Source organism: Streptomyces sp. NPDC127097, from assembly GCF_042724075.1.
In the GTDB taxonomy this organism is placed as follows: Bacteria; Actinomycetota; Actinomycetes; order Streptomycetales; family Streptomycetaceae; genus Streptomyces.
Genome location: NZ_JBHXFI010000001.1, coordinates 46306 through 73212, shown reverse-complemented (window position 1 = coordinate 73212; position 26907 = coordinate 46306). Strand labels below are relative to the sequence as shown.

The 26907-nt window shown below is 73.2% G+C and carries 19 protein-coding genes and 1 riboswitch; of the genes, 8 read left to right on the top strand and 11 right to left on the bottom strand.

The genetic code is table 11. From position 1 onward, the window contains the following. Positions 1-17: 17 nt before the first annotated feature. From ACFWJW_RS00265 to ACFWJW_RS00255, 3 genes are read right to left on the bottom strand one after another with little or no spacing between them, the layout of a single operon-like run. Complete coding sequence (locus ACFWJW_RS00265) at positions 18-1373, bottom strand: VWA domain-containing protein (RefSeq protein ID WP_387232615.1); 1356 nt, start codon at positions 1371-1373, stop codon at positions 18-20. Then, positions 1370-3856 (bottom strand): DUF5682 family protein, encoded by a 2487-nt coding sequence (locus tag ACFWJW_RS00260; protein ID WP_387232612.1) that lies wholly within the window; start codon positions 3854-3856, stop codon positions 1370-1372. Before ACFWJW_RS00260 ends, ACFWJW_RS00265 begins: the two co-directional genes overlap by 4 nt. After that, positions 3853-5007 (bottom strand): AAA family ATPase, encoded by a 1155-nt coding sequence (locus tag ACFWJW_RS00255; RefSeq protein ID WP_387232609.1) that lies wholly within the window; start codon positions 5005-5007, stop codon positions 3853-3855. Before ACFWJW_RS00255 ends, ACFWJW_RS00260 begins: the two co-directional genes overlap by 4 nt. A 167-nt stretch (positions 5008-5174) precedes the next feature. Here ACFWJW_RS00255 and ACFWJW_RS00250 point away from each other — a divergent pair, with 167 nt between their 5' ends. Further along, the gene (locus ACFWJW_RS00250; RefSeq protein ID WP_387232606.1) at positions 5175-6536 is read left to right on the top strand and encodes an SWIM zinc finger family protein; all 1362 of its coding nucleotides are present in this window, start codon (positions 5175-5177) and stop codon (positions 6534-6536) included. Between the two features lie 68 nt (positions 6537-6604). After that, entirely contained in the window at positions 6605-8368 is a 1764-nt protein-coding gene (locus ACFWJW_RS00245; protein ID WP_387232603.1) for a DUF5691 domain-containing protein, read from the top strand. 174 nt (positions 8369-8542) lie between these two features. Here the strand turns inward: ACFWJW_RS00245 and ACFWJW_RS00240 are convergent, their stop codons facing one another. Continuing rightward, on the bottom strand, positions 8543-9001 hold the full coding sequence (locus ACFWJW_RS00240; protein ID WP_387232600.1) for a cobalamin B12-binding domain-containing protein: 459 nt from the start codon (positions 8999-9001) through the stop codon (positions 8543-8545). Between the two features lie 368 nt (positions 9002-9369). Between ACFWJW_RS00240 and ACFWJW_RS00235 the strand changes: the two genes are divergently transcribed. Beyond that, positions 9370-10311, top strand: coding sequence for an esterase/lipase family protein (locus tag ACFWJW_RS00235; protein WP_387232597.1), 942 nt, complete (start codon positions 9370-9372; stop codon positions 10309-10311). A 286-nt stretch (positions 10312-10597) separates the two neighbouring features. Further along, on the top strand, positions 10598-12373 hold the full coding sequence (locus ACFWJW_RS00230; RefSeq protein ID WP_387232595.1) for a M23 family metallopeptidase: 1776 nt from the start codon (positions 10598-10600) through the stop codon (positions 12371-12373). Positions 12374-12491: 118 nt separating this feature from the next. Here ACFWJW_RS00230 and pcrA read toward each other — a convergent pair whose 3' ends face one another. After that, positions 12492-14945, bottom strand: coding sequence for a DNA helicase PcrA (gene pcrA / locus ACFWJW_RS00225; RefSeq protein WP_387232592.1), 2454 nt, complete (start codon positions 14943-14945; stop codon positions 12492-12494). A 290-nt stretch (positions 14946-15235) separates the two neighbouring features. Continuing rightward, positions 15236-15420: riboswitch (cyclic di-AMP (ydaO/yuaA leader) on the top strand. 7 nt (positions 15421-15427) lie between these two features. On the opposite strand from pcrA, the gene ACFWJW_RS00220 reads away from it, so the two are divergent. After that, positions 15428-16576, top strand: coding sequence for an NlpC/P60 family protein (locus tag ACFWJW_RS00220; RefSeq protein WP_387232590.1), 1149 nt, complete (start codon positions 15428-15430; stop codon positions 16574-16576). A gap of 118 nt (positions 16577-16694) precedes the next feature. Here the strand turns inward: ACFWJW_RS00220 and ACFWJW_RS00215 are convergent, their stop codons facing one another. Continuing rightward, positions 16695-17048, bottom strand: a complete 354-nt coding sequence (locus tag ACFWJW_RS00215; RefSeq protein WP_168481005.1) for a hypothetical protein — start codon at positions 17046-17048, stop codon at positions 16695-16697. 322 nt (positions 17049-17370) lie between these two features. Between ACFWJW_RS00215 and ACFWJW_RS00210 the strand changes: the two genes are divergently transcribed. Further along, a complete protein-coding gene (locus ACFWJW_RS00210) occupies positions 17371-18552 on the top strand; it encodes an NlpC/P60 family protein (RefSeq protein WP_387232586.1) in 1182 nt (393 codons plus the stop codon). Between the two features lie 92 nt (positions 18553-18644). On the opposite strand, the gene ACFWJW_RS00205 is transcribed toward ACFWJW_RS00210, so the two are convergent. From ACFWJW_RS00205 to ACFWJW_RS00190, 4 genes are all read right to left on the bottom strand, one after another. Beyond that, positions 18645-19769, bottom strand: coding sequence for an alpha/beta hydrolase (locus ACFWJW_RS00205; protein WP_387232583.1), 1125 nt, complete (start codon positions 19767-19769; stop codon positions 18645-18647). A 184-nt stretch (positions 19770-19953) separates the two neighbouring features. Then, entirely contained in the window at positions 19954-20664 is a 711-nt protein-coding gene (locus ACFWJW_RS00200; RefSeq protein ID WP_387232580.1) for a LuxR C-terminal-related transcriptional regulator, read from the bottom strand. Between the two features lie 89 nt (positions 20665-20753). Beyond that, positions 20754-22052, bottom strand: coding sequence for a PspC domain-containing protein (locus tag ACFWJW_RS00195; protein ID WP_387232577.1), 1299 nt, complete (start codon positions 22050-22052; stop codon positions 20754-20756). A gap of 96 nt (positions 22053-22148) precedes the next feature. Continuing rightward, positions 22149-23954 carry a serine/threonine-protein kinase gene (locus tag ACFWJW_RS00190; RefSeq protein WP_387233406.1) on the bottom strand — a complete coding sequence of 602 codons (1806 nt, stop codon included), beginning with the start codon at positions 23952-23954 and terminating at the stop codon, positions 22149-22151. A 250-nt stretch (positions 23955-24204) separates the two neighbouring features. Between ACFWJW_RS00190 and ACFWJW_RS00185 the strand changes: the two genes are divergently transcribed. Together ACFWJW_RS00185 and ACFWJW_RS00180 are read left to right on the top strand one after the other, a co-directional pair. Further along, the gene (locus ACFWJW_RS00185) at positions 24205-25644 is read left to right on the top strand and encodes a PspC domain-containing protein (protein WP_387232574.1); all 1440 of its coding nucleotides are present in this window, start codon (positions 24205-24207) and stop codon (positions 25642-25644) included. Further along, complete coding sequence (locus ACFWJW_RS00180; protein ID WP_387232571.1) at positions 25641-25871, top strand: hypothetical protein; 231 nt, start codon at positions 25641-25643, stop codon at positions 25869-25871. The genes ACFWJW_RS00185 and ACFWJW_RS00180 overlap by 4 nt, the downstream gene beginning before the upstream one ends. A gap of 109 nt (positions 25872-25980) precedes the next feature. On the opposite strand, the gene ACFWJW_RS00175 is transcribed toward ACFWJW_RS00180, so the two are convergent. Beyond that, positions 25981-26526, bottom strand: coding sequence for a TQO small subunit DoxD (locus ACFWJW_RS00175; RefSeq protein WP_387232569.1), 546 nt, complete (start codon positions 26524-26526; stop codon positions 25981-25983). Positions 26527-26907 lie beyond the last annotated feature (381 nt).

The window sequence follows — 26907 nt, the reverse complement described above, 5'->3', positions numbered from 1 at the left end:
TCCCCCCGCGCCACCTGTCACCGTTGCTCCGCCATGTCCGGTATGGGCAGCGGCCGTTTCTCGATCGCGGCCGCCATCACGTCCGGGAAGAGGTCCGGGGTGCAGGCGAACGCCGGTGCGCCCAGGGCCGCGAGGGCCGCGGCGTGCTCCCGGTCGTAGGCGGGCGTGCCCTCGTCGGACAGGGCGAGCAGCGTCACGAACTGCACTCCGGACGCCTTCATCGCGGCCACCCGCTTGAGCATCTCGTCCCGGATGCCGCCCTCGTAGAGGTCGCTGATGAGGACGACGACGGTGTCGGCGGGGCGGGTGATGCGGGACTGGCAGTAGGCGAGCGCGCGGTTGATGTCCGTGCCGCCGCCGAGCTGGGTGCCGAAGAGGACCTCGACCGGGTCGTCGAGTTGGTCCGTCAGATCGACCACCGAGGTGTCGAAGACGACCAGCCGGGTGTCGAGGGTCCGCATGGAGGCCAGCACCGCGCCGAACACCGAGGCGTAGACGACCGAGGCGGCCATCGAACCGGACTGGTCGATGCAGAGCACCACGTCCTTCTTCACCGACCGCGCGGCGCGGCCGTAGCCGATCAGCCGCTCCGGGACGACCGTGCGGTACTCGGGGAGGTAGTTCTTGAGGTTCGCCCGGATCGTGCGGTCCCAGTCGATGTCGCGGTGGCGCGGCCGGCTGATACGGGCGGAGCGGTCCAGGGCGCCGGTGAGGGTGGCGCGGGTGCGCTGCGCCAGCTTCTTCTCCAGCTGTTCGACGACCTTGCGGACGACGGCGCGGGCGGTCTCCCTGGTCGTCTCCGGCATGACCTTGTTGAGCGACAGCAGGGTGCCCACGAGATGCACATCGGCCTCGACGGCCTCCAGCATCTCCGGCTCCAGCAGGAGCGTGGACAGCCCCAGCCGGTCGATGGCGTCCCGCTGCATCACCTGCACCACGGACGACGGGAAGTACGTCCGGATGTCGCCGAGCCAGCGGGCCACCCCGGGCGCCGAGGCCCCGAGCCCCGCCGAACGCCTGCCGCCATTGGCCGTCTTGGCGCCGCGGCCCTTCTCCCGGCCGTAGAGCGAGGCCAGCGCCCCGTCCATCGCGGCGTCCCGGCCGCTGAGCGCACACCCCGTCCCGTCCGCGCCGCCACCGCCGAGCACCAGCCGCCAGCGGCGCAGCCGTTCGGCCTCGGGGGTGGGGGCGGCGGCCGGGGTGGCGGGCGGAGCGGCGGCCGGGTCGTCGGGGGTGGGCGTGGGCGTCGTCGTGGTCGCGGTGGTGGCCGTGGCCGGGGCGGTGGCCGTGGTCGTGGCCGTCGGGGCCGGTGGCGTGGTGGCCGAGGTCGTGGCTGTGGTGGTGGCCCTCGGGTCCGGTGTCGTGGTGGTCATGTCCGTGCCCCCGTGAGGTCGTCGGCCGGGCGGGAGCCGCCGGCCGGGCGGGATGGGTCCGGTTGCTCGTCGTCGAAGCCGTGCTGTCCGATGCCCAGCAGGGTGCGGAGCGTGGGGAGGACGGCCGCGGCGCGGTCGCGGTCCAGGCCGGGGCCGAAGCCGGGCACGGCCGCGTCCGGGGCCTCACCGGCCGGGTGGCGGGGTGCCGTCGCGGGGCCGCGGCGGACCAGTTCGCCGAGGGTGCGCCGCACTCCGGGCTCGTACTCCGCGAAGGTGCGGCGCAGCAGCGGGAGTACGTCGGTGAACGCGGCGTCCGGCACACCGGTCAGCCAGCCGTCGACCAGCGCCAGCAGGCGGGCGTCATGGACCAGCAGCATGCCGCCGTCCCCGCCGCCGACGAAGCCCTCGATCCAGCCGGCGGCCTCGATGGGCGGGGTGCCCGGCGACAGGGCGAGCCCCATCAGCCGCTCCGCTCCCCCGTCGCCCAACTCACCGTCGTCCAGCAGGAGCCGGGTCGCCCGGCCACGGAGCAGACCCGGCACGGCGTCCCGTTCGCTGACCGCCCGCAGCACCCCGGCCCAGCGGGCCCGCAGCTGCCTGCCTCCCGTCCGCCGCGCGCTCTCCGGCTGGCCGAGCAGGCCGACGGCCTGGTGGGTGGCGTCGAGATGGCCGCGCATTTCGGCGGCGCCGTCGGCGTCCAGCCCGAGGCAGGCCGGTGGCAGTCCGACGAAGACCCGCTCGGCCAGGCCGGTGGCCACCTCGCGGAGCGCGGCGGCGTCCGTGCCGCGCACATCGCCGTAGCGCACGGACCGTACGAGGGCGGGCAGCGCCTGGGCGAGATGGCCCACGTCCGCGTCCAGCGCCGCGCGGTCCGACAGCGCCTGCATCACCACCGGGAGGGCGTCGGGGAGTTCGGCGAGCAGACAGCGCTCGGCGAGCGCCGTGACCTCGGCGAGGCCGGCTGCCCCGGCCGCCTGGGCCGCGGCCTTGGCGGTGGCGGCCGAGAGCACGGTCGTGCCCCAGATGCCGGCCTCCGCGACCCGTACGGCGAGCTCCGGCTCCCAGCGCAGCCGCCAGGTCTCCCGGAAGGTGCCCGTGCTGCCGCGGGAGCGCGTCGGCTCGCCCCAGGGGATGCCGAGCAGCCGCAGCCGGTGCAGCAGCCGGCTGCGCCCGGCGTCGGTCTCCTTGCGCAGGTCCAGCTCCAGTTCCCGTTCCAGAGCCTCGGGTTTGAGCCGCAGCGTCCGCCGGCTGCGGTCGATGTCCTGTTGCAGCGGCACCGCGGGGGCGTCCTCCGGGACCTCGCCCAGCACCTCCCCGACCACCAGCCGGTCGTGGATCAGCGAGGACGGGGCGTCGGTGCCGTCACCCATGACGGCGCGCACCGCGTCGTCCAGCTCCGTCAGCCCGGCGAGCGGACGGCCGCGGACCGTGGCCAGCCCCTCGGCGAGCCGGACCGCTTCGATGACATGCGCCGACGAGACGGCGTAGTCCTCCTCGCGGAGCAGCCCGGCGACCTTGGTCAGCCAGCGTTCCACCGGGCGGTCGGGGGCGCTGAAGAGATGGCCGTACCAGCCGGGGGAGGCGATACCGGCGCCGTAGCCGCTGCGGCGGGAGAGCCGGCGGTGTGTCCAGGGCACCCAGGTCACCGCCGTCTTCACCTTCGGCAGGCCCTTGAGCAGCTGCCGGTCGGCGGTGATCGTGGTGCGCCGCGCCAGGGCGGGGACGTGCCAGGCACCGCACACCACGGCGAGGCCGTCGCCGAACTCCCGTCGCGCGGCCCGCAGCCGGAGCCGCATATGGGCCTCCCGCACCGGGTCACCGTCATGGCCCCCGTCGCCGTAGGTCTCCCGCAGCGCGCCCATCGCCTCGGCCAGCGCCGCGAACGGCGCCAGCGCGTCCGCGCCGGCTCCCCCGCCCCCGCGGTGCTCGATCACGTCCTCCCACCAGCGCTCGGGGTCGTCGTACCCGGCCGCCTCGGCCAGCACCCCGATCGGATCGATCCGCACCTCGGCACCGGAGCGGGCCTCCTGCCCGCCAGCCGCCTCGTCCGCCGCCTCCGGACCGTCCGCCGTCTCCGGACCATCCGCCGTCGCCGGACCGGACGCAGTCGCCGGACCCTCCGCCGTCGCCTCGTCGTCCCCCCGCGCCAGGGAGTGCGCCGCGGGCAGATCGATGAAGCGGACGGGGACGCCGTGTGCCAGCGCCCAGCGCAGCGCCACCCACTCCGGGGAGAACTCGGCCAGCGGCCAGAACGCGGCGCGGCCGGGGTCGTCCTGCGCATGGGCGAGCAGCGCGACGGGCGGCCGCATCCCCTCCCGGGCGGCCAGCGGCACCAGTTCGTCCGCCTCCGGCGGCCCTTCGATCAGGACCGCGGCCGGCCTGCACTGCTCCAGGGCGGCCCGCACCGCCCGCGCCGATCCGGGGCCGTGGTGGCGCACCCCGAGCAGCACCGGCCCGCCCCTGTCGGCCGTTCGCTCGCTCATGCGCTCACCTCACGGCAGGCGCGGTAGAAGTCCTTCCAGCCGTCGCGCTCGCGCACCACGGTCTCCAGATACTCCTGCCATACGACCCGGTCGGCCGCGGGGTCGCGCACCACGGCGCCCAGGATGCCCGCGGCCACGTCGCCGGAGCGCAGCACACCGTCGCCGAAGTGGGTGGCCAGCGCCAGGCCGTTCGTCACCACCGAGATCGCCTCGGCCGTGGAGAGGGTGCCGGACGGCGACTTGAGCTTGGTCCGGCCGTCGGTGGTGAGGCCGGACCGCAGTTCCCGGAAGACCGTGACGACCCGGCGGATCTCGTCCAGGCCCTCGGGTCCGGCCTGGAGGTCCAGCGAGCGCCCGATCTGCCCGACCCGGCGGGAGACGATGTCCACCTCCTCGTCCGGGGTGGCGGGCAGCGGGAGTACGACGGTGTTGAAGCGGCGGCGCAGCGCGCTGGAGAGTTCGTTGACGCCGCGGTCGCGGTCGTTGGCGGTGGCGATCAGGTTGAAACCGCGGACCGCCTGCACCTCCTGCCCCAACTCCGGGATGGGCAGGGTCTTTTCCGACAGGACCGTGATGAGCGTGTCCTGTACGTCGGCGGGGATACGGGTCAGCTCCTCGACCCGCGCGGTCATGCCCTGCGCCATCGCGCGCATCACCGGGCTGGGCACCAGTGCCTCGCGGCTGGGGCCGTGCGCGAGCAGCCGGGCGTAGTTCCAGCCGTAGCGGATCGCCTCTTCAGGGGTGCCGGCGGTGCCCTGCACCAGGAGGGTGGAATCGCCGCTGACGGCCGCCGCCAGATGCTCGGACACCCAGGTCTTCGCGGTGCCGGGCACGCCCAGCAGGAGCAGTGCGCGGTCCGTCGCGAGGGTGGTCACCGCGACCTCGACGATCCGGCGCGGGCCGACGTATTTGGGGGTGATGACCGTGCCGTCGGCGAGGGTGCCGCCGAGGAGGTAGGTCGCGACCGCCCACGGCGAGAGCCGCCAGCGCGCCGGCCGCGGCCGGTCGTCGGCCGCCGCGAGGGCCCGCAGCTCGCCCGCGAAACTGTCCTCGGCATGCGGCCGCAGCGCCTCGCCGCCCGCGGCTTCCGGCGCCGCCCCCGCGGTCCGCCGGCTCGTGTCGTCGGTCGTCCGGAAGCTGTTCGCGGACATGGTTCCCCCTCGTCGCACGGTGTGCGGCCGGCACCTCGAAATCGCGGCGGCCGCTTGCGGAATCCACCCTGCACCACGCCACTGACAATCACCCGAAATGCAGCTCCGGCCTGCGAGTTCGTCGCGGCCCACGGCGATTGTCAGTGGTGCGTCGTAGCGTCGAAGACATGAATCCGCAGGGGGAACGCTGGACGACGGATCAGGTGCGCGCACTGGCACCTGACGAGGCATCACGCAGAGCGGGCGGCAAGCTCGCGGCGCCCGGACCGTGGTCGGAAACGGGCGCGGACGGGGGCGCGGTGTGGGGGCGGTGCAAGGGCAGCGGCAAGCAGCCGTATCAGACGGTCGTGGACCTCAACGGTCCCGCTTTCACGTGCAGTTGTCCGAGCCGTAAGTTTCCCTGCAAGCACGCCCTGGGACTGCTGCTGCTCTGGGCGGGCGACGGCGGAGAGGTGCCGGCCGGGGAACCGTCCCCCTGGGCGGACGAATGGCTGGCCGGACGGCGGGAGCGGGCCGCGCGGGCCGCGGGCGCGCCCTCGGGCACGGGCGCCCCGTCGCGGGCACCCGCGGACCCGGAGGCCGCCCGGCGGCGGGCGGAGCGCCGGATGCAGCGGATCGGCGCCGGCGCCACGGAGCTGGAACAGCGGCTGGAGGATCTGCTCCAGTCCGGGCTGGCATCGGACGGGAGCGGGGCCGGCTCCTGGGACGAGACCGCGGCCCGCATGGTCGACGCCCAGGCCCCCGGACTCGCCGCGCGGGTACGGGAGTTGTCGTCGGTGGTGGCTTCCGGGCCGGACTGGCCGGCCCGGCTGCTGGAGGAGTGCGCACTGCTGCACCTCCTCGACCAGGGGTTCCTCGGTATCGAGCGGCTGCCGGGCCCGCTCGCGGCGACGGTCCGCGCGCGCGTCGGGCTGACCACGGAAGCGGCGGACCTGCTGACCGGCGTCGATGCGGCGACGATCCGGGACCGCTGGCTGGTGCTCGCCCAACAGGACAGCGACGACGGCAAGTTGCTCACCCGCAGAATCTTCCTGCGGGGCGAACGGACCGGCCGGATGGCGCTGCATCTCTCCTTCGGCGGCTCCACCGGCCGCCCCCTGGACCTGGCGCTGCCGCCCGGCCTGGTGCTCGACGCGGACCTCGCCTACTACCCGGGCGCCCGCCCGCTGCGTGCCACCTTCGGTGCGCGGCACGCCCCGGTGACCCACGGGTCGGTACCCCCCGGCGGTGGCATCGACGCCGCCCTGGCCGCGTACGGCGATGCGCTGCGCGACGACCCGTGGCTGGATTCCTGGCCGGTGGTGCTCAGCGAGGTCACCCCGATACCGAGCCACGACGGGACGGGCTGGCAACTGGCCGACGCGGACGGCGAGTCGGCGCTCCCACTGGACCCGCGCTGCGTCGGCCGGACGAGCCCGTGGCAGCTGGTCGCCCTGTCGGGCGGGGCACCGATCACGGTCTTCGGTGAGTGCGGCCACCGCGGTTTTCTGCCGCTGACCGCCTGGGACCCCACCCCGGTGCCCCTGTGACCCGCGCCCCGGCCACGACACCCCGGCCCGCCCGGACGCCGTCCACCACCGATGCCAGGAGGAAGGGCATGACCCGCACCACCCCCACCACGTCACCCACCTCACCCACTACCCCCTCCACGTCACCCACCGCGGCCGCCCCCGCTCCCTGGTCCGCTCTCGTGAGCGCCGCGCTGCTGGGGACCGAGCGGCGGACACCGCCGGTGGCGGCGCGGCCGGGGCAGGGCGCCGCGGCCGCACTGCTGGACGCGGCCGCGGTGAGCACCGTGCGCCGGCGCGCCGCGCTGCGCCCCGCGGTGGCCGGTGAGCGGCCCGCCCCGGCCCCGGCCGACCCGAGGCCCCTGCTCCCGCCCGCGGCCCGCCGCCGGCTCTCCCTGCTGCTCGCCGACCGCGGCGCCGGCCCAGGCGGCAGCCGCCGTGGCACCGCCCCCGACCTCACCGAGCTGCTGCCCCAGTGGCTGACCGCCGCCGTCGCGTCCGGGTACCGCGCCCCGGAAGTCCTGCTGCCCGCGCTGCTCGACGCCGCCCGCGCCCGTACGGATCTGCGGCCCGCCGCGCTCGCCCTGGCGGGGCCGCGGGCCCGGTGGCTGGCCCGGCTCAACGACGAATGGAAGTTCGCGCTCCGGGAGACCGGCAGCCGGGCCGGGCTCCCCGGTGACGGTGACCCCGCGGCCGTACGGCGCACCTGGGAGGAGGGCCTGTTCGCGGAGCGGGTCGCCCTGCTGACCGCCTTGCGCCGCCAGGACCCGTCCGCGGGCCTGGCACTGCTGACCACGACCTGGTCCACGGAACGGGCCGAGGACCGCCTGATGTTCCTCGACTCGCTGCGCGAGGACCTCTCGGCGGCCGATGAGCCCTTCCTCGAACAGGCCCTGTCCGACCGCAGCCGCAACGTCCGCGCCACCGCCGCCGAACTGCTCTCCACCCTGCCCGGCTCCGCCCTCGCGGCCCGTATGGCGCGGCGGGCGCACACCTGCATCGGCCTGGACCGTACGGCCGGCGCACCGCTGATCGCGGTGGAGGCGCCCCATGAGTGCGATCCGGGGATGCAACGGGACGGCGTGGCCCCCAAGCCGCCCTCCGGACGGGGCGAACGGTCCTGGTGGCTGAGCCAGTTGGTGGAGGCCACACCACTGGACGGCTGGCACGCACGCTTCGGGGGCCGGGACGCGGCCGCGATCGTCGCGCTGCCGGTGGGCGACGACTGGCGGACGGAGCTGCACGATGCCTGGTGCCGCGCCGCCGTGCGCCAGTGGAACGCCGACTGGGCCCGGGCGCTGCTGGGCGCGCCGGCCGCGCCGGCCCAGGCCGCCGAGGTCGCCCCGGCCGGCTCGTCACGGGATCTGACGAAGCTGCTGACCGTCCTCCCCGAGGACGAACGGGCCCGGTGGGTGGCGGAGTTCATCGCGGCGCACGGCCTGTCGGAGGCATTCCGGATGCTCGGGGTGTGTGCGGTCCCGTGGGCCGAGCCGCTGGGCGGAGCGGTGGTCGACGCCCTTGACATCGCCCGGGACGCGGGCAGTTATCCCTGGAGCTTCAGCGGGGTGATGGGCCTGGCCGAGCGCTGTCTGGACCCGGCCGCCGCGGACCGGCTCGACATGCTCACGGCCGTCACGGACGAGCCGGAGGGCGCCTCGCCCGGCTCCGGCGGCTACTGGTCCGAGGCTTTCCAGCGCCTGGTCGGCACCCTGCGCCTGCGCGCCACGATGCGTACGGAACTCACCCCGCCACCCACCGGCGACGACACCGGGACCGGTCCCGGCGCGGCCCGCGGTGCCGATACCGCACCCCTCACCCCCGACGGGGCCACACCGGGCGCCCGCGTGCCATGACCACGCACAGCAAGACGGCGCACACCAAGGCCACGGGCGCCAGGACCACGCACATCAAGGCCACCGGCGCCACTGCCGCGCACTCCGTCGCCGCGCGTATCAGAGCCCGCCGCCCCGGGCCCCCCGCCGCGGCCCGGCCGCCGGGCCGGGCCGCCGCGCCGGCTCCGCGGTGTCTCAGACCGCCAGCGAGCGGACGTTCGTGTGGACCCACTCCACGATCGAGGCGGTCGTGGCGCCCGGCGTGAAGATCTCCGCGACGCCCTGGGCCTTGAGCGGGGCGATGTCCGCCTCGGGGATGATGCCGCCGCCGAAGACCTTGATATCCGCCGCGTCCCGCTCCTCCAGGAGGGCGATGACCTTCGCGAAGAGGGTGTTGTGCGCCCCGGAGAGGATGGACAGCCCGATCGCGTCGGCGTCCTCCTGGATCGCGGTGTCGACGATCTGCTCGGGGGTCTGGTGCAGCCCGGTGTAGATCACCTCCATACCGGCGTCGCGCAGCGCCCGCGCGATGACCTTGGCGCCCCGGTCGTGCCCGTCCAGGCCCGGCTTGGCCACCACTACACGGATCGGCCCCGACCTGCCCGCCGCGCCCTGGCTCTCCGCTTGCGCTCCGTCATGCCGAGCCACACTCATCACTGCCTCCAAGCCATGCACGGCACTGTGGTGCCGCCGAGCCGACAATCGATCGCGCGACCGCGATCCGGCGGCCACGAGCGTGAACGAACGTTATCGCCAGCATCCCGTACCCAGCCGTTTCGTGACATCCGGGGAGGGGGAAATCACACATGGGACACGTTCGCTACGCGCCGCGTCCCGCGTGTCGTGCCGCCGGAGCCGGGCGGCGCAGGGCGCGGGCCGGGCGCACGGGGAGCCACCGCCGGGCCACCGAGCCGCCGGGCACGCATCAAGATCAGCCGCCTGCCCGCATCGCCACCCAGGGCTTCCCACGAGGGCATACGGGGGTCGACGCCGCCTTCCGCGTGCCGTTCGGGAGGTCGGCCATGCAGGCCCTGCCCTTTCTCTCCGCACCCCTTTTGCTCTCGCGCCTCGCTTCCGCACCCCTCCGGTGCGTGCGCCTGCTCCCCGCTCGCGCCGCCGCGCTTCCACTGCGCAGCACGGTCGTGGACCTGGCGATCCTCGCCGGCCATCTCCTCCTCTATCCGACCGGCATCTCCCAGGAACGCCCGCTGCCACGGCCCGCACCCCACCCCGCGGCCGGGCCCCCGGAAGGGTTCCTGACGCCGGAGGCGCCCGAGGCACCGCAGCCGACCCCCGGCGCGCCCACACTGCTGCCGACCGAGGGCCGGGCCCATCCGCCGGTCCTCCTGCTCCATGGCTTCATCGACAACCGCTCCGTCTTCCTGCTGCTGCGCCGCTCACTGCACCGGCACGGCTGGCGCCATGTCGAGGCGCTCAACTACTCCCCGCTGACCTGCGATCTCCGTAAGGCCGCCGAGCTGCTCGGCCGCCATGTGGAGGAGGTCTGCGCCCGGACCGGCCATCGCCGGGTGGACCTCGTGGGCCACAGCCTCGGCGGGCTCATCGCCCGCTATTACGTCCAGCGGCTGGGCGGCGACACCCGTGTCCGCACGGTGGTCACGCTCGGCACCCCGCACTCCGGCACCCGTATCGCGCCCCTGCTGTCGGCGCACCCCCTCGTCCGCCAGATGCGCCCCGATTCCGAGGTGATAGCCGAGTTGGCGCGGCCCGCACCGAATTGCCGCACGCAATTCGTCGCTTTCTGGAGTGCCGAGGACCAGGTGATGGTTCCGGCCACAACGGCGAGAATCAGTCACCCTGATTTGCTCGCGTACAACGTGCATGTCGCCGGTGTCGGACATCTCGCCCTGCCGGTCAATGGCGCCGTCGCCGCCGGAATACGGGAAGCACTGGCCGCGGCGGAAACGGCGGAAGGAGCCGCGGACAGCATTTCGGTGGCCTGACCCGGCCGGGCACGATGATCTGCCAGGCATCCACCCGGCGCGACGACCTGCCAGGCGTCCGCGGGAGGCCGTCAGGGCGCCGTCAGGGCGCCGTATCGGCGACATGATCTTGACGTGGAGTCGAACAAACTTCGAACGAGGCGCCAAGAGCTCGCATGGGGACTGCCGAAAGGCGGCCAAATGCCCGATCTGGCCTAGCCCAAAACCAGTTGAAGATTGTCGCCGTCGCGTACCGCCGGGTACAGTCGCCGCTAATTCTCCTGCTGCCGAGGCGAAAGAGAAGTTGGTGAACGACCGTCACCCCTCGGGGGCCCAGCCTCCGACCGGCACTCCTGCCGACGCCTCGTATGCGCATTACCCGGCCTACGACTCCTATGCACCGCAGGCCCCGGCCGGTGTCGCCGAATACGGCGACGGCGACCCCCTCTTCGGCTCACTCCCCGGCTCGTACGAGACCGGTATGTACGACACCGGCACCTATGACACCGGGATGTACGACACCGGCACGCACGCGGCGGGCGCCTACGGCATGAGCGTCTACGGCACCGGCACCTACGGCACCGATACCTATGACACCGGGGCATACCCGGCGGGCGACGGCTACGCCACCGGCGCGTACGACACCGGCAGCTACGCCTCGCCCCAGTGGGACACCGGCGCATGGGAGACCGGCGGATGGGACACCGGCGCCCACGCCCTCGCCGACCCGCACCCGGCCGACGCGGGCTACGACCCGTACGCACACACCGCCTACGACGTCCCGGCGCACGACACGACCGCGCACGACGCAACCGCGTACGCCTCGTCCGGGTACGAGACGGCCGGTTACGACGCCACCGCGTACGGTCACGGCGGCTACGACACCGGGAGCTATCCCACCGGCGCGTACGACACCGGCAGTTACGCCACCGGCGCGTACGAGGCCGCCGACTCCTTCGACGCCTTCGACCGGCAGGCCACCGCACTCCAGGAGACCGCGAGCTACGAGGCCACGGCGATCTGGTCGACCACGGACCAGGACCTGATCGCCAACATCCCGGCGCAGGCCGGGCCGCCCCCGACCGACACCCTCCAGTGGGACAGCGCCACTTGGAACGAGGCCGGGCACTTCAGCAACAGCGGCCCCGACAGCGACCGGGCCGCGGACGACCCGTACGACACCGGCCGGGCCGAGAGCGACGACCACTCCCCCGCCGACGCCGAGGACTACAGCGAGGCCGCGGCCGTGGCGGACGCCATGACGCAGGCCATGCCGATCACCCCCGCGGCCCCCGCCCCCTCCGGACGGCGGGTCGCCGGGCCGGACGCCGGGAAGGCCGTCCGCGGCCGGGGCCGGCGGCGTACGGCGAAGCGGTCGGCGCTGCTGACCGTCGCGGTGCCCTCGGTCGCCGCCATGGGCGTGTGCGCGGTGGCCGCCGCGTCCGTCACCGGCTTCGGCGGGGACGACCAGGGCGAAGCGACCGCCCAGGCCGCGCCCGACGCCGCGGCCGTCAAGCCGTCCGCGGCCAACAACAAGCTCGACACCCAGCTCGCCGGACTCAGCGCCAGCGCCGACGACTTCCGCGACCGGGCCAGCCGCACCCAGGAGCGGATCGACCTCAAGGAGCGCCAGGCGCAGGAGCGCAAGCGCAAGGCGGAGGAGGCGGCCCGCAAGGAGGCGATGCGGCCCAAGTTCCTGCTGCCGGTCAAGCAGCACGGGCTGAGCGCCCAGTTCGGCCAGGCCGGGGTGAACTGGATGTCGCTGCACACCGGCATCGACTTCCCGGTCAGCTACGGCACTCCGGTCATGTCCGCCACCGACGGCACCGTACGCACCCAGTGGAACTCCGCCTACGGCAACATGGCGATCGTGACGGCGCCCGACGGCACCGAGACCTGGTACTGCCATCTCAGCAGCACCAAGATCCGCTCCGGGTCGGTCAAGGCCGGTGACCAGATTGCCTATTCGGGCAACTCCGGCAATTCCACCGGACCGCATCTGCACTTCGAGGTGCGTCCCGGCGGCGGCGCGGCGGTCGACCCGCTGCCGTGGCTGCGCGACCACGGCCTCGACCCGAACTGAGCCCCTGAGACCCGAACCGACCTGACTGGCCTGTCCTGGCCTGGCCTGGCCTGATCGCCGACGGCTCCGTCGAAGCCCCCGAGGTATGCCCCCGGGGGCTTCCGGCTCTCAGTTTCCGTTACAGCTTCTCCACCGGCGCGTACCGCAGCAGCAGCCGCTTGGGCTTCTCGCCGCCGAAGTCGATCGTCGCCTCGGCGTTGTCACCGCTGCCCTTGACGCCGACGACCGTGCCGAGGCCGAAGCTGTCGTGTGTGACGCGGTCGCCGATGGCCAGCGAGACCGCCGGGCGGTCGGAGGTGCGGCGGGTCGCGAAGCCGCTGGGGCCCTTGGCGCGCGACGACGAGAGGGAGGAGGCGAAGCCGCCTCCGCCGCCCGCCGACAGTCCGCCCATGGAGGCGGACGGCGTCGCCGGGCCCGTCCGCTTCCACTCCACGTAGTCGTCCGGGATCTCCTCCAGGAACCGGGAGGGCGGGTTGTACGAGGGCTGGCCCCAGGCGCTGCGCATCGTCGAGCGGGTGACGTAGAGCCGCTCGCGGGCGCGGGTGATGCCGACATAGGCCAGCCGGCGCTCCTCCTCCAGCTCCTTGGTCTGGCCCAGCGAGCGCATGTGCGGGAAGACGCCGTCCTCCATGCCGGTCAGGAAGACCACCGGGAATTCCAGGCCCTTGGCGGTGTGCAGCGTCATGAGGGTGATCACGCCGCTGCCTTCCTCGTCCTCGTCCGGGATCTGGTCGGAGTCGGCGACCAGGGCGACCTGCTCCAGGAAGTCGGAGAGGGTGCCCGGATTGTCTTCGCCGCGGTCCTGCTCGAACTCCAGGGCCACGGCGGCCAGTTCCTGGAGGTTCTCGATCCGGGTCTCGTCCTGGGGGTCCGTGGATGCCTGGAGCTCGGCGAGGTAGCCCGTACGCTCCAGGACCGCTTCCAGGATGGTGGCGGGGCCGGCGCCGGACTCGACGATGGTCCGCAGCTCCTCCATGAGGACGTTGAAACGCTTGACGGCGTTGGCGGAGCGGGCCGCCATGCCGTATGCCTCGTCGACCCGGCGCAGCGCCTGCGGGAAGGTGATCTTCTCGCGCGCCGACAGGGCGTCGATCATCGCTTCGGCGCGGTCGCCGATGCCGCGCTTGGGGACGTTCAGGATGCGGCGGAGCGGGACGGTGTCCTCGGGGTTGCTGAGCACCCGCAGGTAGGCGAGCACATCGCGGACCTCCTTGCGCTCGTAGAAGCGCACGCCGCCGACGACCTTGTAGGGCAGCCCGACCCGGATGAAGATCTCTTCGAAGACACGGGACTGGGCGTTGGTGCGGTAGAAGACGGCGACATCGCCGGCCCTGGCGTCCTTGGCGTCCGTCAGCCGGTCGATCTCGTCGGCGACGAACTGGGCCTCGTCGTGCTCGGTGTCGGCGACATAGCCGGAGATCTTGGGGCCGGCGCCGGCGTCCGTCCAGAGGTTCTTGGGGCGGCGGTTCTCGTTGCGCTCGATGACGGCGTTGGCGGCGGACAGGATCGTCTGCGAGGAGCGGTAGTTCTGCTCCAGCAGGATCGTGGTCGCGTCCGGGTAGTCCTCCTCGAACTGGAGGATGTTGCGGATCGTGGCGCCGCGGAAGGCGTAGATCGACTGGTCGGCGTCACCGACGACGCAGAGCTCGGCGGCGGTTTCGGCGGGGCCGACCAGTTCGCGTACGAGGGTGTACTGGGCGTGGTTGGTGTCCTGGTACTCGTCGACGAGGACATGGCGGAAGCGGCGGCGGTAGTGCTCGGCGACGTCCGGGAACGCCTGGAGCAGATTGACCGTGGTCATGATGATGTCGTCGAAGTCCAGGGCGTTGGCCTCGCGCAGCCGTGCCTGGTACATCGCATACGCCTCGGCGAGGGTCTTCTCGAAGCCGTCGGCCGCCGTCCCGGCGAAGGTCTCCTCGTCGATGAGCTCGTTCTTGAGGTTGGAGATCTTCGCGCTGAAGGACTTGGGCGGGTAGCGCTTGGGGTCCAGATCCAGATCGCGGCAGACCAGGGCCATCAGGCGCTTGGAATCGGCGGCGTCGTAGATCGAGAAGGACGAGGTGAAGCCCAGCTTCTTGGACTCGCGGCGCAGGATGCGGACGCAGGCGCTGTGGAAGGTGGAGACCCACATGGCGTTCGCGCGCGGGCCGACCAGTTCCTCGACGCGCTCCTTCATCTCACCGGCGGCCTTGTTGGTGAACGTGATCGCGAGGATCTGGCCGGGGTGGACATGCCGCTCGGCGAGCAGATGCGCGATGCGGTGGGTGAGCACCCGGGTCTTGCCGGAGCCGGCGCCGGCGACGATCAGCAGTGGGCCGCCCGTATGCACCACGGCGGCCTTCTGCTCGTCGTTGAGCCCCTCCAGCAGCGTCGCCGGGTCGATGGCGGGGCGGGCGGCGCCGTCGCGGTAATACGACTCCCTGGGTGCGGGCGCGTCGAACCTCCCGCCGAAGAGGTCGGCGGGGATCTCCTCCGGGGCCGGGCCGTGCTCGTCCTCGGGAGGCGGAGGGTGTTCCTCCTCGCCCTTGTGGCCGAGGTCCGCCAGGAAGCTGTCGTCAAAGAGGCTGCTCATCGCCCACCGAGTCTAGGCCGCCGCACTGACAGTCCGCCGCGGAGTGGCGGATTGCGGGCCGTCTTCGGGCGGCCCCGGGCGCAGCGGCAGGTCAGGGGGCCGGCGGCCAAGCGCCGGCCGGGTGGCGCTTCGGTTACCCGAACCCGACATCTGCCACAACAACCCCCGCATCGCGTTCAGGTCACGAAAAGGTTTCGGGCATATCGAACATCAGCCTTCACAGGAGCCACACGAGTTGGCTAACGTCCTCGCTCAGGCAGCCCGCCTCCCCGCGGACGACAGGTTCGCACGGGCCGCCGACGCCGAGTCCGGCCCTGCCCTCAGGCACCCGGAGCCGGGGACCCACCAGCACCACCGGGGTGAATCGATCCGTACGGCCGTCGCCAGTGGACGTCCGGACCGTAGGGCAAGCCTTCCGTCAGCGACACCGCCCGAACCCGACAGCTAACCCGGTAGGCGGTCCACGGAAGGAGTTGCCGGTCTTGGCGTCGCATCGCAAGCCGCGCACCAGCGTTCTCGCCTCACCCACCGGGCGCCGTACAGCGGCCGGTCTCACCACTGCCGCCCTCGCCTCGGTCACCCTGCTCTCGCAGTCCGCCGACGCGGCCCCCAGGGCGCCCAAGCCCACCGTCGAAGAGGTCCAACAGAAGGTCGACGACCTCTACCACCAGGCCGAGGTGGCCACCCAGAAATACAACGCCGCCAAGGAGCGCGCCGAGACCCAGCGCCACACCGTGGACCGCCTGCTCGACGCCTCCGCCAAGCGCGCCGAGAAGATGAACGAGTCCCGGCGCCTGCTGGGCACCTTCGCCTCGGCGCAGTACCGGACCGGCGGCATGAACCCGACGGCGCAGCTGATGCTCGCCAAGGACCCGCAGCAGTTCGTCGACCGCAACCACCTCATGGAGCGGCTGACCGGCCGGCAGAAGCAGGCCGTCACCGACTACCAGGAGCAGCAGGCGGCGGCCACCAAGCAGCGCGCCGAGGCGACCCGCAGCCTGGAGCGGTTGCAGGCGTCGCAGGCATCCCTCAAGGAGTCCATGAGCTCCGTCCAGGGCAAGCTGGCCGAGGCCCGGCAGCTGCTGTCCCGGCTGACCGCCCAGGAGAAGGCGCGGCTGGCCGAGCTGGAGCGCCAGAAGGAGGCGGCGGCCAAGCGCCGGGCCGCGGAGGAGGCGCGCAAGCAGCAGGAGCGGGAGCGCCAGCGGCAGCAGGACGGCGACGGCTCGACCGGGGGCTCCACCGGCGGTGGCTCCACGGGCGGCTCCACGGGCGACTCGGCCACCAGCAAGGGCGCCAAGGCGCTCGCCTTCGCCCGCGCCCAGATAGGCAAGCCGTACGTCTGGGGCGCGACCGGGCCCACTTCCTACGACTGCTCGGGGCTGACCCAGGCGGCATGGAAGGCGGCGGGTGTCGATCTGCCGCGGACGACCTGGGACCAGGTCAAGGTGGGCCAGCGGGTGGCCACCAAGGATCTTCAGCCCGGCGACCTGGTCTTCTTCTATGACGACATCAGCCACGTCGGCTTGTACCTGGGCGACGGGAAGATGGTGCACGCTCCGAAGCCGGGCGCCAACGTCCGGGAGGAGTCGATCTACTACATGCCGATATACGGAAGCGTCCGTCCGGGCTGAGCCCGCCCCGCTCCCCCACCAGACCACCCCCCACGGTCACCCCCCACACGCCACCGCGCGGCCGTCGTCTCCGGATATGGAGGCGAGGACCGCGCGGTGTGCCGTAGTGGGGCGCTCGTCAGGTCCAGAGCACCGCGATGAAGATGTTGGCCACCGTCAGGCCGCCGACCGCGCCGAAGAGCGCCTTGTCGACCGTCTCGTCGTCCCGCTTGACGTAGACCAGCGCCAGGATCACCACCAGGACGGCCATCTTGATGCCGAGCTTGATGTTGTTGAGCGGGTGGTCCTGGGCCTGGTTGAGGCCGACCAGCACGATGCCGGTGACCAGCATCGTCAGTGCGCCGTGCAGCATGGCCGGCACGAAGCGGGCGGTGCCCGCGCTCATCGCCTTCATCTGGGTCAGAAAGCCGCCCAGCAGGGAGGCGATGCCGATGATGTGCAGGCCGACGAAGATATTGGTTACTACGTCCATAGTGCTGGATCGTAGCCGCCGTATAGCACGGCCCTTCGGGCAGGGCGCCCACTATCGCCGCTTCGGTCAGGCCAGGCCGGTCCCGGCCGTACGGCCATGGCGCCGCGGTCACGCGCGTACCCGCCGCGGTCGAAAGCGAACAATGCCGGGCAAGGGGACTCACTGCCGCGACACCCAGGCTTAGCGTCCTCCCTCAGGCGGCCGACTCCCCGCCTCGCCGGTCTCCCACCGGCGTTCCGTCGGCCGCCCCGCCGAGAGGTGCGGCGGCGGCCGTTGCCCCCGTGACGGACCGCCGCCGGACCCGCGGCTCGAAGGGAAGGAAGTGACGGCCACCGTGGCCTCGCACCGCAAGCCCCGGCAGCATCCGCTCGCCTCGCTCACCGGTGGCGGCTCGCGCAGCGCGCGCACCGCCCGTACGGCCGCCGCCACCCTGGCACTGGCCGGTGCCGCCCCCGCGTTCGGCCTCGCGCAGGCGGCGGGCGCCCCCCTCACCCCCGATTTCGACGCCGCCGGCCAGGCCGCACACCGGCTCACCCCCGCCCAGGTCAAGGACCGGGTCGACGCGCTGTACCAGGAGGCAGAGGTGGCCACGCAGAGCTACAACGGTGCGAAGGAATCCGCCGACACCGCACGCGAGGAGCTGAGCAGGCTCCAGGACGAGGCCGCCCGCAGGACCGGGAAGCTGAACGCCGCCCGCGCCGAACTGGGCGCCCTGGCCGCCGGCCAGTACCGTTCCGGCGGCGTCGACCCGACCGTACGGCTGCTGCTGTCCGCGGACCCGCAGCGCTATCTGGACGGCGCCGCGGTGCTGGAGCGTACGGGCAGCCATCAGGCGACCGCCGTGGCCGGTTACGCGCGCCGGCTCGGCAGCGTCCGGCAGGTCCGGCAGCGGGCCGAGGACACCGTGGAGCGGCTGGCGGACACCGAGGCGCAGCTGAAGAAGCACCGGGTCACCGTCGTGCACAAGCTGGACGCCGCCGAGCAGTTGCTGTCCCGGCTGACCGCGGAGCAGCGGCAGCGGATGACGGCCCGGGACGGCGCACGGGGCGCGCGCCAGGGCCGCACGGAGCACGGGGGCGGCGACGGGGGCGGCCACGGCGGCGTGCTCAGCCGGCTTCCCGGCACGGCGGGGGCCGCCGCGGCGCAGGCGCCCAACCCCCGCGCCGCCCGCGCCGTCTCCTTCGCCTACAGCGCGCTCGGCAAGCCGTACGTCTGGGGCGCGACCGGGCCCGCCGGCTACGACTGCTCGGGGCTGACCCAGGCCGCCTGGAAGGCCGGCGGGGTCGCCCTGCCGCGTACGACCTATACCCAGATCAGCTCCGGGCCGCGGGTCGCCCGCTCCCAACTCGCCCCCGGTGACCTGGTGTTCTTCTACTCGGGCATCAGCCATGTGGGGATCTATGTCGGCGACGGCCGGATGATCCACGCGCCGCATCCGGGGGCGCCGGTACGGATCGCGCCGATCGACCAGATGCCGTTCGCGGCGGCGACCCGGCCCGCGTAGCCGGGGGGGCGCGGCCCGCTTGGCCGGGGCCGGGAGGCGGGTGCGGCCCGCGTAGCCAGGGGGCGGGTGCGCGGGGGTGGCGCCCCGTGGGCTCACGCCCTGAGCTGTGTGCCCAGCCAGCGGAAGATCTGCGGGACCTGCTGCTCCCAGACCGCCGTGGTGTGGCCGCCCGCGTTCGCCGGGATCAGCTGCACGTTCACCGTCGTCGGGAGCTGCGCGAACTGCCGCAGGGCGAGGCCGGACTGGTAGCCGTCGCGGGCCGCGCCCGACACATACAGCGCGGTACGCGGCGGCTGGCCGGCCGCGTTCGCCGACTTCAGGATGTGCAGCGGGTTGGACTCGATGCGCAGCTTGGGGTCCTTGCCGGCCAGCGAGTCGCGCTCCAGCGCCGGGTCGTTGTAGCCGGACATGGCGACCGCGGCACGGTAGCGGTCGGGGTGGGCCAGCGCGAGCTTGGCGGCGCAGTGCGCACCGGCCGAATACCCGGCCAGGGCCCAGGAGTCCGGCTTGTCACCGGCCCGGAAGTTGTCGATGACCATCTTGCGGACGTCGACGGTCAGCCAGCTGTCGGCGTTGACCTTCCCGGCGAGGTTGACGCATCCGGTGTCCACACCGGGGAGCAGGTTGGTCCGGGGCGCCACCAGGATGGCTGGCTTGACCGTACCGTTCTGCATCAGCGGCATCAGCTGCTGGGCCGCGTGCAGCGAGCCCAGCCAGGACTTCGCCGAGCCAGGGTAGCCGGGCAGCAGCTCGACCACCGGGAACTTCTTGTTCCGGTAGGCCGGGTCGTTGTACTGCGGCGGCAGCCAGACGTACACCTCGCCCCGCACCCCCGAGATCTTGCCCTGGAGGTCGGTCATTTGGACGCCGGCGCCCACCTTGGGGTCGTCGGCCGGGCGGAAGCGCTGGAGCTGCTTGGGCTCATGCGCGACCTGCCGGCCGCCCATGCCGTCGGGGCCGAGCTCCCGGGCCTCCGCCACATGGCTGTCCGTGCCGAGCAGATCGCCCCAGGTGTCGTAGAGGCTGTTGGCGTTGTTCACCAGGACGAAGACCACGGTGATGGCCGTGACCTGGGCGAACAGCAGCATCAGCAGCCGGGCGAGACCGCGCACCAGGGGCGGCCCGGCTATTCGGCCCCAGAGGGCGAAGGGCAGCACGACGGCGACGATCAGCAGCGTGAGCGAGGTGAGGAAGAAGGGCGTGCCCGTCAGGCTCATCGGGGTCTCGCTTCCAGGACAAACTAGGCGAAGGACGTGGGGATGGTTCCGGCCCCGCCTTCGGCAGTGAGCCTCTCCGCGCCCTTAGAGGTGATCAGCCCGGTCCTGGTTGCCCTTCTGTGGTGCTTTGTTACGCCCTCGTCATGAAGCTGCGGGTGCGCCCGCCCCGTGCCGGTTCCGCAGCTCAGACCAGCCGCCGGGCCGCGGCCCACCGGGTCAGCTCATGGCGGTTGGAGAGCTGGAGCTTGCGCAGCACCGCGGAGACATGGGACTCGACGGTCTTCACGGAGATGAACAGCTGCTTGGCGATCTCCTTGTAGGCGTAGCCGCGGGCGATCAGCCGCAGCACCTCCCGCTCGCGCTGGGTGAGGCGGTCGAGGTCCTCGTCGATCGGCGGGGCATCCGAGGAGGCGAAGGCGTCCAGGACGAAGCCGGCCAGCCGCGGGGAGAAGACCGCGTCGCCGTCGGCGACCCGGAAGATCGCGTCGACCAGGTCCGTGCCCGTGATCGTCTTGGTGACATAGCCGCGGGCGCCGCCCCGGATGACGCCGATGACGTCCTCGGCCGCGTCGGAGACGGAGAGCGCCAGGAAGCGGACCGGGCGCGCGTCGTCGCTCATCATCGCGGCGCTGCGGCGCAGCACCTCGACGCCGCCGCCCCCGGGGAGGTGGACGTCCAGGAGGACGACCTCGGGGCGGGTGGCCGTGATGACCGTGAGCGCCTGGTCGACATCGGCGGCCTCGCCGACGACCTCGACGCCGGTGCGCCCGGTCTCACCGATCTCGGCCTGGACGCCCGTACGGAACATCCGGTGATCGTCGACCAGCACGACCCGAACGGTCCGGCCCTCGGCCGCCCCGCCGGTCCCGTCCTGCTGTGCGTCCTCGCTGCTCATCTCTTCCGCCCGTCCCTCGATGTCTGCCCCGCCATCATCCCGTGCCCCGGCGCGCGCTGTCGCCTCCGGCCGCCCCTCGCCCGGCACGGTCATATCTCGTGCTCCGTCGCCGCGCGCTCTATTTCCAGCTCGACGACCGTGCCGCCCTCGGGGGCGGACCGCAGCCGGGCGGTGCCGCCGTGGCGCTCCATACGGCCGATGATGGACTCCCGTACGCCCATCCGGTCCGCGGGGACCGCGTCCAGGTCGAATCCGGGGCCGCGGTCGCGCACCGAGACGAAGACCGTACGGCCCTCCACTTCGGCGAACACCTGCACCGCGCCGCCCTCGCCGCCGTATTTCGCGGCATTGACCATCGCCTCGCGGGCGGCCTGCATCTGGGCGCCCAGCGGCTCGTCCAGCGGGCAGTCGCCGACGACCACGACCTCGATGGGGACACCGTGGTGGTCCTCCACCTCGGCCGCGGCCTTGCGGACCGCCTCCGCCAGGGTGGCCGGCTCCTCGTCCTCCTCCTTGCCGCGGCCCTCGGGCTTGTAGAGCCAGGCGCGCAGCTCCCGCTCCTGGGCGCGGGCCAGCCGCGCCACCTCCCGGGGGTCGTCGGCATTGCGCTGGATCAGGGTGAGGGTGTGCAGGACCGAGTCATGGACATGGGCGGCCACTTCGGCGCGCTCCTGGGCACGGATGCGCATCAGCCGCTCCTCGGAGAGGTCCTGGGCCATCCGCACGAGATAGGGGCCCGCCAGCAGCGCTATGCCGACGACGACGGCGAGCGCGGCCTGAAGCACCGAACCGAGATGGCGCACCGAGCCCTGAAGCACGACGATGCCCGTCACCCCGACGCCGACCAGCAGCACTCCGGCCGCGCCGCGCACCATCGGCAGCAGGCCCTTGCGGCGGCCGAGCTCCAGCCACTGGGCGCGGCGGGAGTTGTCCGCCTGCCGCCACACCAGGGCGACACCGGCGCCGATCAGCAGCACCGGCCAGAGATAGCCGTCGGCCTGGCCCAGCTGGAAGCGGGAGGCGACGACCGCGGCTCCGATGAGCAGCGCGATCAGCGCGAAGACCTGCCCCTTGTCGGGCCGGTGGCGCAGCAGGCGGCGCCGGCCGTCGGCCCCGGCGGGCTGCCGGTGCTCCACGCCTCCGACGCCCAGGGGCACGAAGAACCAGAACGCCGCATACAGCAGGGCGCCCATCCCGTCGGCCATGAACAGGGCCACGAACACGATCCGCACCCAGGAGACCGGCAGTCCGAGATGGCCCGCGAGCCCCCGCGCGACGCCACCGAGCAGCCGCCCGTCGGCGCTGCGGTAGAGCTTGCGCACGGGCGGGTCGTCGGGGTCCGGCGCCGGGGCGAAGCCCGTCTCGGCGCGGGGCGGAGCGGTGGTCATGTGCCCGATCGTCACACGGTTCCCGGGCCCGGGGCATCAGGGTCGTCCCTGAGGCTGTCCCTGAGGTTTGCGGGTGAGGTCCGGGGCCGGGGCGTCTCAGCCCTGGGGGTCGGTCCGGCGGAAGCCGTTCGTCACCACCGAGAAGACCTTCCCGAACTTCGTCCAGTTGGCTTCCGGTGCGGACACGAAGATCGCGTAGTCCGTGCCACCCGCGCGGCCGAACCCGAGATCCGACGCCCGGAACGGACGGGCCTTGCCCTTGAAGGTGTACTCCCAGATCGCGGCGGGTTCACCCTGGTAGACGGTGCTCTGCAAACGCAGCTGCTTGTAGGTCGGGTAATCCACCTTCTGGTGGGCCTCAAGGCCCTTGAAGTGCTGTACCGCGTTGCCGGAGGAGAGGTCCAGGACGCTGACGGTCAGTCTGGCCAGGTCCTTTTGCGAGTAGTAGGTGATCATCCGGCCGCCGTCCTCGACCATCCGCTTCCAGCCGTCCGGCACCGGGAAGGTCACGCCGAGCGCGGACTCCTTCGCCTTCCAGTAGCCGTCGGGGAGCGGTGGCGGCGGTCCGATGCTGTTTTCCGGTTCACTGGGGACGCTCGGTACGCCCTTGTCAGAGGCGCTTTGGGTCGAGCCGGAGTCGCCACGGTCCATCAGGTACCAGGCCGAGCCCACACCGCCCCCGGCGAACAGCACCCCGACGACGCTCCAGACCACGACCCGGGCGGTACGTCGCTTACGGGGCTTGCCGCCGGACAGCACATCCGCGCGGTCTCCGGCGGGCCGTACGGCACCGGCCCCGTCCGGCACCGCGACCCGGCCGGTCACGGCCTCGCCGCCGGTGTCGTGGCCGAAGCCCGCCCCCGCACCCGTTCCCGTCCCCGTTCCCGTACGGGCCCCGGCTCCGGTCCCGGCGCGGTCCGAAGTAGCCGCCACCCCGCCCGTATCGTGCACCGGGCGGGTGGGCGCCTCCGTCTCACCGTCCGGGGCGGCGGGCTCGGTGCGGCCCCGCGCGATCGTCCCCAGGGTCATCGTCGACCAGCCCATCAGCGCGGTCTCCGCCTCGGCTTCGGCCGCGCGCAGCGCCTGCTCGACGACCTCGGCCGTCGGCCGTTCCGCCGGCTCCTTGGCGAGCAGCGCCTCGATCAGCGGGGCAAGCGTCCCGGCGTTGCGGGGCGGCTCGAACGGGTCCATGGCGATCGCGTACGCCGTCTCGACGGCGGTGGGCTTCCGGAACGGCGAGCGTCCCTCGACCGCCTGATAGAGGGTCGCTCCCAGCGCCCACAGGTCGGAGGCGGGGCCCGGGGTGCCGCCCTTGACGCGCTCGGGCGCCAAGTAGTCGATGGAGCCCACCAGCTCGCCGGTCTTGGTGAGCGTGGAGGCACCGGTGGCGACCGCGATGCCGAAGTCGGTGAGCACGACCCGGCCGTCCTCGCCGAGCAGCACGTTGCCCGGCTTGACGTCACGGTGCAGCACACCGGCGGAGTGTGCGGCCCGCAGCGCCGCGACCATGCCGCGTCCGATACGGGCGGCTTCGCGCGGCGTGACCGAACTGTCGGTCCGGGCGGCCTCCTTGATGGCGTCGCCGAGCGTCGTGGAGGGGACGTACTCCATGACGATGCACGGCATCCCGGCGTCGTCCACGACGTCGTGGACGCTCACCACATTGGGGTGGTTGATGCGCGCAGCTGCCTGGGCCTCACGGGTGGTGCGCTCATAGCGCGTTGCCAGTTCGTCCTCGTCGAGCTGCGGTGAGACATGCAGACGCTTGACCGCGACCTGACGGCCGAGCAGTTCGTCCCGGGCCCGCCAGACGGTGCCCATACCGCCCTGGCCTATCCGCTCAACCAGGCGATATCGCCCGGCGACCAGTCGCCCCTCGTCCACCGACGCCGCCTCCGTCACCGCACGCCCCTCCGGAAACCCGTACGTATCCAGGGCGCAACGATAGTCGTCGATGCCGCCGGGCAGCCCCCCGGCCACCACCCGTCCACATCTGTTCCTCCTCCCGACCACGGGCGCGGGGGCATATGCGAACGCACGAGGGGTTTCAGGACCCCCCTGGGGCATCTCAGGGCCGCCACCGGCGGATCTCAGGGATGTGCCAGGGTTTCCACGGATGCCGCGGCGCGGCTGCCCTTGTCACCATGGCCTCATGAACGATGCAGCCCCCATCGACGAGTCGGCGCCCGCCGGCCCCGCCGGACCCGCCGCGCCTCCGCCGCTGCGCCGCAGCCGGCGGCACAAGGTGATCGGCGGAGTCTGCGCCGGGCTGGGCCGGCAGTGGGACCTCGACCCGGTGATCTTCCGGGTCGTGCTCGCCGTGCTCTCCGTCGGCGGCCTCGGGCTGATCGCCTATGGCTTCGCCTGGCTGCTCATCCCCCTCGACGGCGAGGACCAGAACGAGGGCCGCCGGCTGCTCTCCGGCCGGGTCGAGGGCCCCGCGCTGACGGCCCTGCTGTTCGCGCTGGTCGGCTGCGGGCTGTTCCTGACGACCCTTGGCAAGGGCAGCATGATGTCGTTCGCCATCATGCTGACGCTGACGGTGGCCGGTTCCGCCTATTGGTCGCGTCGGCGGCGGCTGGTGGAGGCCGAGGGCCCACAGGCGATGGACACCGCCACGGCCCAGGCGGTGGCCGACGCCCCGCCCGAGACCCAGGCGCCGCCGGTGCCCACCGGCCCCTCCTGGTGGCGCGCCCAGCGCTCCGGGGAGACGGCCGGCCCGGGCTATCTGTGGGGGCCCGACAACACCCCGCTGCCCCTCGACCTCAGTTACCGGGGTGAGCACGGCGCGGGCACGGCCCCGTACCGGCACGACGGCTGGTCCGACGGGGGCCGGCCGCCCGAGCCGCCGAGCGGTGCGCGGCCGGCCCGCGCCCCGCGCAGCGGCCGCCGCGTCGGACGCCCCATCGGGGGCTGGACGTTCCTGCTCGCGCTGTTCACCGGCGGCGGCGCCGCGGTCGCCGTCTCCCGCCATGACGGCCTGGCGCCGTCCCTCCAGGCGGGCCTGGCGTGCGCGCTGGTCGTCTTCGGCCTCGGGCTGGTGCTCAGCGCCTGGTACGGACGCACCGGCGGTGGCACGGTCTTCATGGTGGTGCTGACGGCCCTGCTGCTGGCGGGCGCGACGGCGCTGCCCGACAACATCACCGCCCACTGGCAGAAGCAGACCTGGGCCCCCGCCGCCCTCGGCGCCGTGCGGCCGCATTATGAGCTCGGTTCGGGAGAGGGGGAGTTGGACCTCACCGGCCTGCCCCTCAAGGCGGGCCGCACGGTCCACACCGGCGCGGGAGTGGGCGCCGGCCGCCTCCAAGTGACGCTGCCGCACGGTGTCACCGCCCGGCTCCATATCTCGCTCGGGCTCGGCGATGTCCAGCTGCCCGGCGAATCGCCCCACGACGTGGACCTCGTGGGCGGACACCGGACGGTCGACCTCCCCGCCGATGGCCTCAAGAAGGGCGAGAAGCCACGCGGCTCGGTGGAGCTGAACCTCGAACTCGGCGCCGGACAGGTCGCCGTCACCCGCGCCGACCCGGCCGCCGCACCACCGGCCCCCGCCGCGCCGACCGCCCCGACCCCCCAGGGAGCCCACCGGTGAAGCGCCACCCCTTCGAACCGGCCCGCCTGATCTCGGGCCTCACCGCCCTCACCCTCGGCACGGCCTACGGCCCCGACGCCCTCGGCCTCTGGCACGCCCCCGGCCCCTGGTTCTTCCTCACCCTCCCAGCCGGCCTGCTCCTCTCCGGTATCACCGCGGCCGTCTGGACCAGGACCCGCCGCCCGCACCAACCGGACACCGACACCGCCTCCCCGGAGGGCTCCTGACACGACGACCGACGGCACCGTCACCACGCCCCGGCACCACCGCCACCGACCCGGCCCCGGCCCCGGCCCCGGCCCTCATGAACGGCCCCCGCCGCCCACGGGGCAGCCCTCAGCCGAACAGCTGCGCCCCGTGCCGCTTGCGGCGGTTCGCCAGGGCGGCGTCCAGGGAGAACCGCGGCGTCCCGGCCAGCAGGAGCGGGATCCAGGCCACCAGGTAGGCGAGGTCGTTGCCGTAGTAGTAAGGCGTGGTCGCCCAGCTCACCGTGAGCCAGAGCGTCAGCGAGATCAGCGCACCGCCGAACGCCGCCAGCCGCCCCAGCAGCCCCACCAGAGTCCCGAGTCCCACCGCCAGCTCACCGGCCGCGATGGCATAGCCGAAGCCCACCGGACTCTTCTGCGCGATCTCCACGAGCTGCGGCAGCGCCGCCGCGTCATGGACCTGGCGCAGCATCTCGCCGAGCGAACCCGCGCCACCGGCCGCCAGAAACGCCGGATCCGTCAGCTTGTCGATGCCCGCATAGAGGAAGGTCGCCCCCAGAAAGAGCCGCAAGGGGAGCAGCGCATGGCGCGCCAGCTGCGCCCGCAATCCGGCGCCGGCACTCTCGACGCCCGCCCCTCCCAAGTCGGCACCGATCGTACGATTCGCGTGCACCATGACGTCCGCCTCTCCGTTGCCACCGGGCGCAGACGATTGTGCCCGCGCCCGCGCCTCCTGGGGAGATACGTACGCACGTGCGCGAGAGGTTCAACGGACCGATGCACTTCAGGCGACTACGCCACACAGAATCGTCACGCAAGGGCGCCGGGCGGCACCGGGCGGCACACCGAGCGGCTCCGGACGGCACCGGACGGCATCGACCACACCCGTCGCCGCCCGATACCCGGCACAAGGCACCCGGCGAGACGCCACGCCAGGCGCCGCGGGACCGACCGTGATCCGCGGGGGCCCCACCGTGATCCCTCGGCCCCGGACACTCCGGCCCCGCCCCCCCCCCGGACCCTACGGCCACGCCGAACACTCCGTACCCGCCGGTCC

What these genes read in the sequence shown, in the direction of transcription:
- ACFWJW_RS00265 (WP_387232615.1), bottom strand. Translation starts at nt 1,373, where the DNA reads ATGACCACCACGACACCGGACCCGAGGGCCACCACCACAGCCACGACC.
- ACFWJW_RS00260 (WP_387232612.1), bottom strand. Translation starts at nt 3,856, where the DNA reads ATGAGCGAGCGAACGGCCGACAGGGGCGGGCCGGTGCTGCTCGGGGTG.
- ACFWJW_RS00255 (WP_387232609.1), bottom strand. Translation starts at nt 5,007, where the DNA reads ATGTCCGCGAACAGCTTCCGGACGACCGACGACACGAGCCGGCGGACC.
- ACFWJW_RS00250 (WP_387232606.1), top strand. Translation starts at nt 5,175, where the DNA reads ATGAATCCGCAGGGGGAACGCTGGACGACGGATCAGGTGCGCGCACTG.
- ACFWJW_RS00245 (WP_387232603.1), top strand. Translation starts at nt 6,605, where the DNA reads ATGACCCGCACCACCCCCACCACGTCACCCACCTCACCCACTACCCCC.
- ACFWJW_RS00240 (WP_387232600.1), bottom strand. Translation starts at nt 9,001, where the DNA reads ATGAGTGTGGCTCGGCATGACGGAGCGCAAGCGGAGAGCCAGGGCGCG.
- ACFWJW_RS00235 (WP_387232597.1), top strand. Translation starts at nt 9,370, where the DNA reads ATGCAGGCCCTGCCCTTTCTCTCCGCACCCCTTTTGCTCTCGCGCCTC.
- pcrA (WP_387232592.1), bottom strand. Translation starts at nt 14,945, where the DNA reads ATGAGCAGCCTCTTTGACGACAGCTTCCTGGCGGACCTCGGCCACAAG.
- ACFWJW_RS00215 (WP_168481005.1), bottom strand. Translation starts at nt 17,048, where the DNA reads ATGGACGTAGTAACCAATATCTTCGTCGGCCTGCACATCATCGGCATC.
- ACFWJW_RS00205 (WP_387232583.1), bottom strand. Translation starts at nt 19,769, where the DNA reads ATGAGCCTGACGGGCACGCCCTTCTTCCTCACCTCGCTCACGCTGCTG.
- ACFWJW_RS00200 (WP_387232580.1), bottom strand. Translation starts at nt 20,664, where the DNA reads ATGAGCAGCGAGGACGCACAGCAGGACGGGACCGGCGGGGCGGCCGAG.
- ACFWJW_RS00195 (WP_387232577.1), bottom strand. Translation starts at nt 22,052, where the DNA reads ATGACCACCGCTCCGCCCCGCGCCGAGACGGGCTTCGCCCCGGCGCCG.
- ACFWJW_RS00185 (WP_387232574.1), top strand. Translation starts at nt 24,205, where the DNA reads ATGAACGATGCAGCCCCCATCGACGAGTCGGCGCCCGCCGGCCCCGCC.
- ACFWJW_RS00175 (WP_387232569.1), bottom strand. Translation starts at nt 26,526, where the DNA reads ATGGTGCACGCGAATCGTACGATCGGTGCCGACTTGGGAGGGGCGGGC.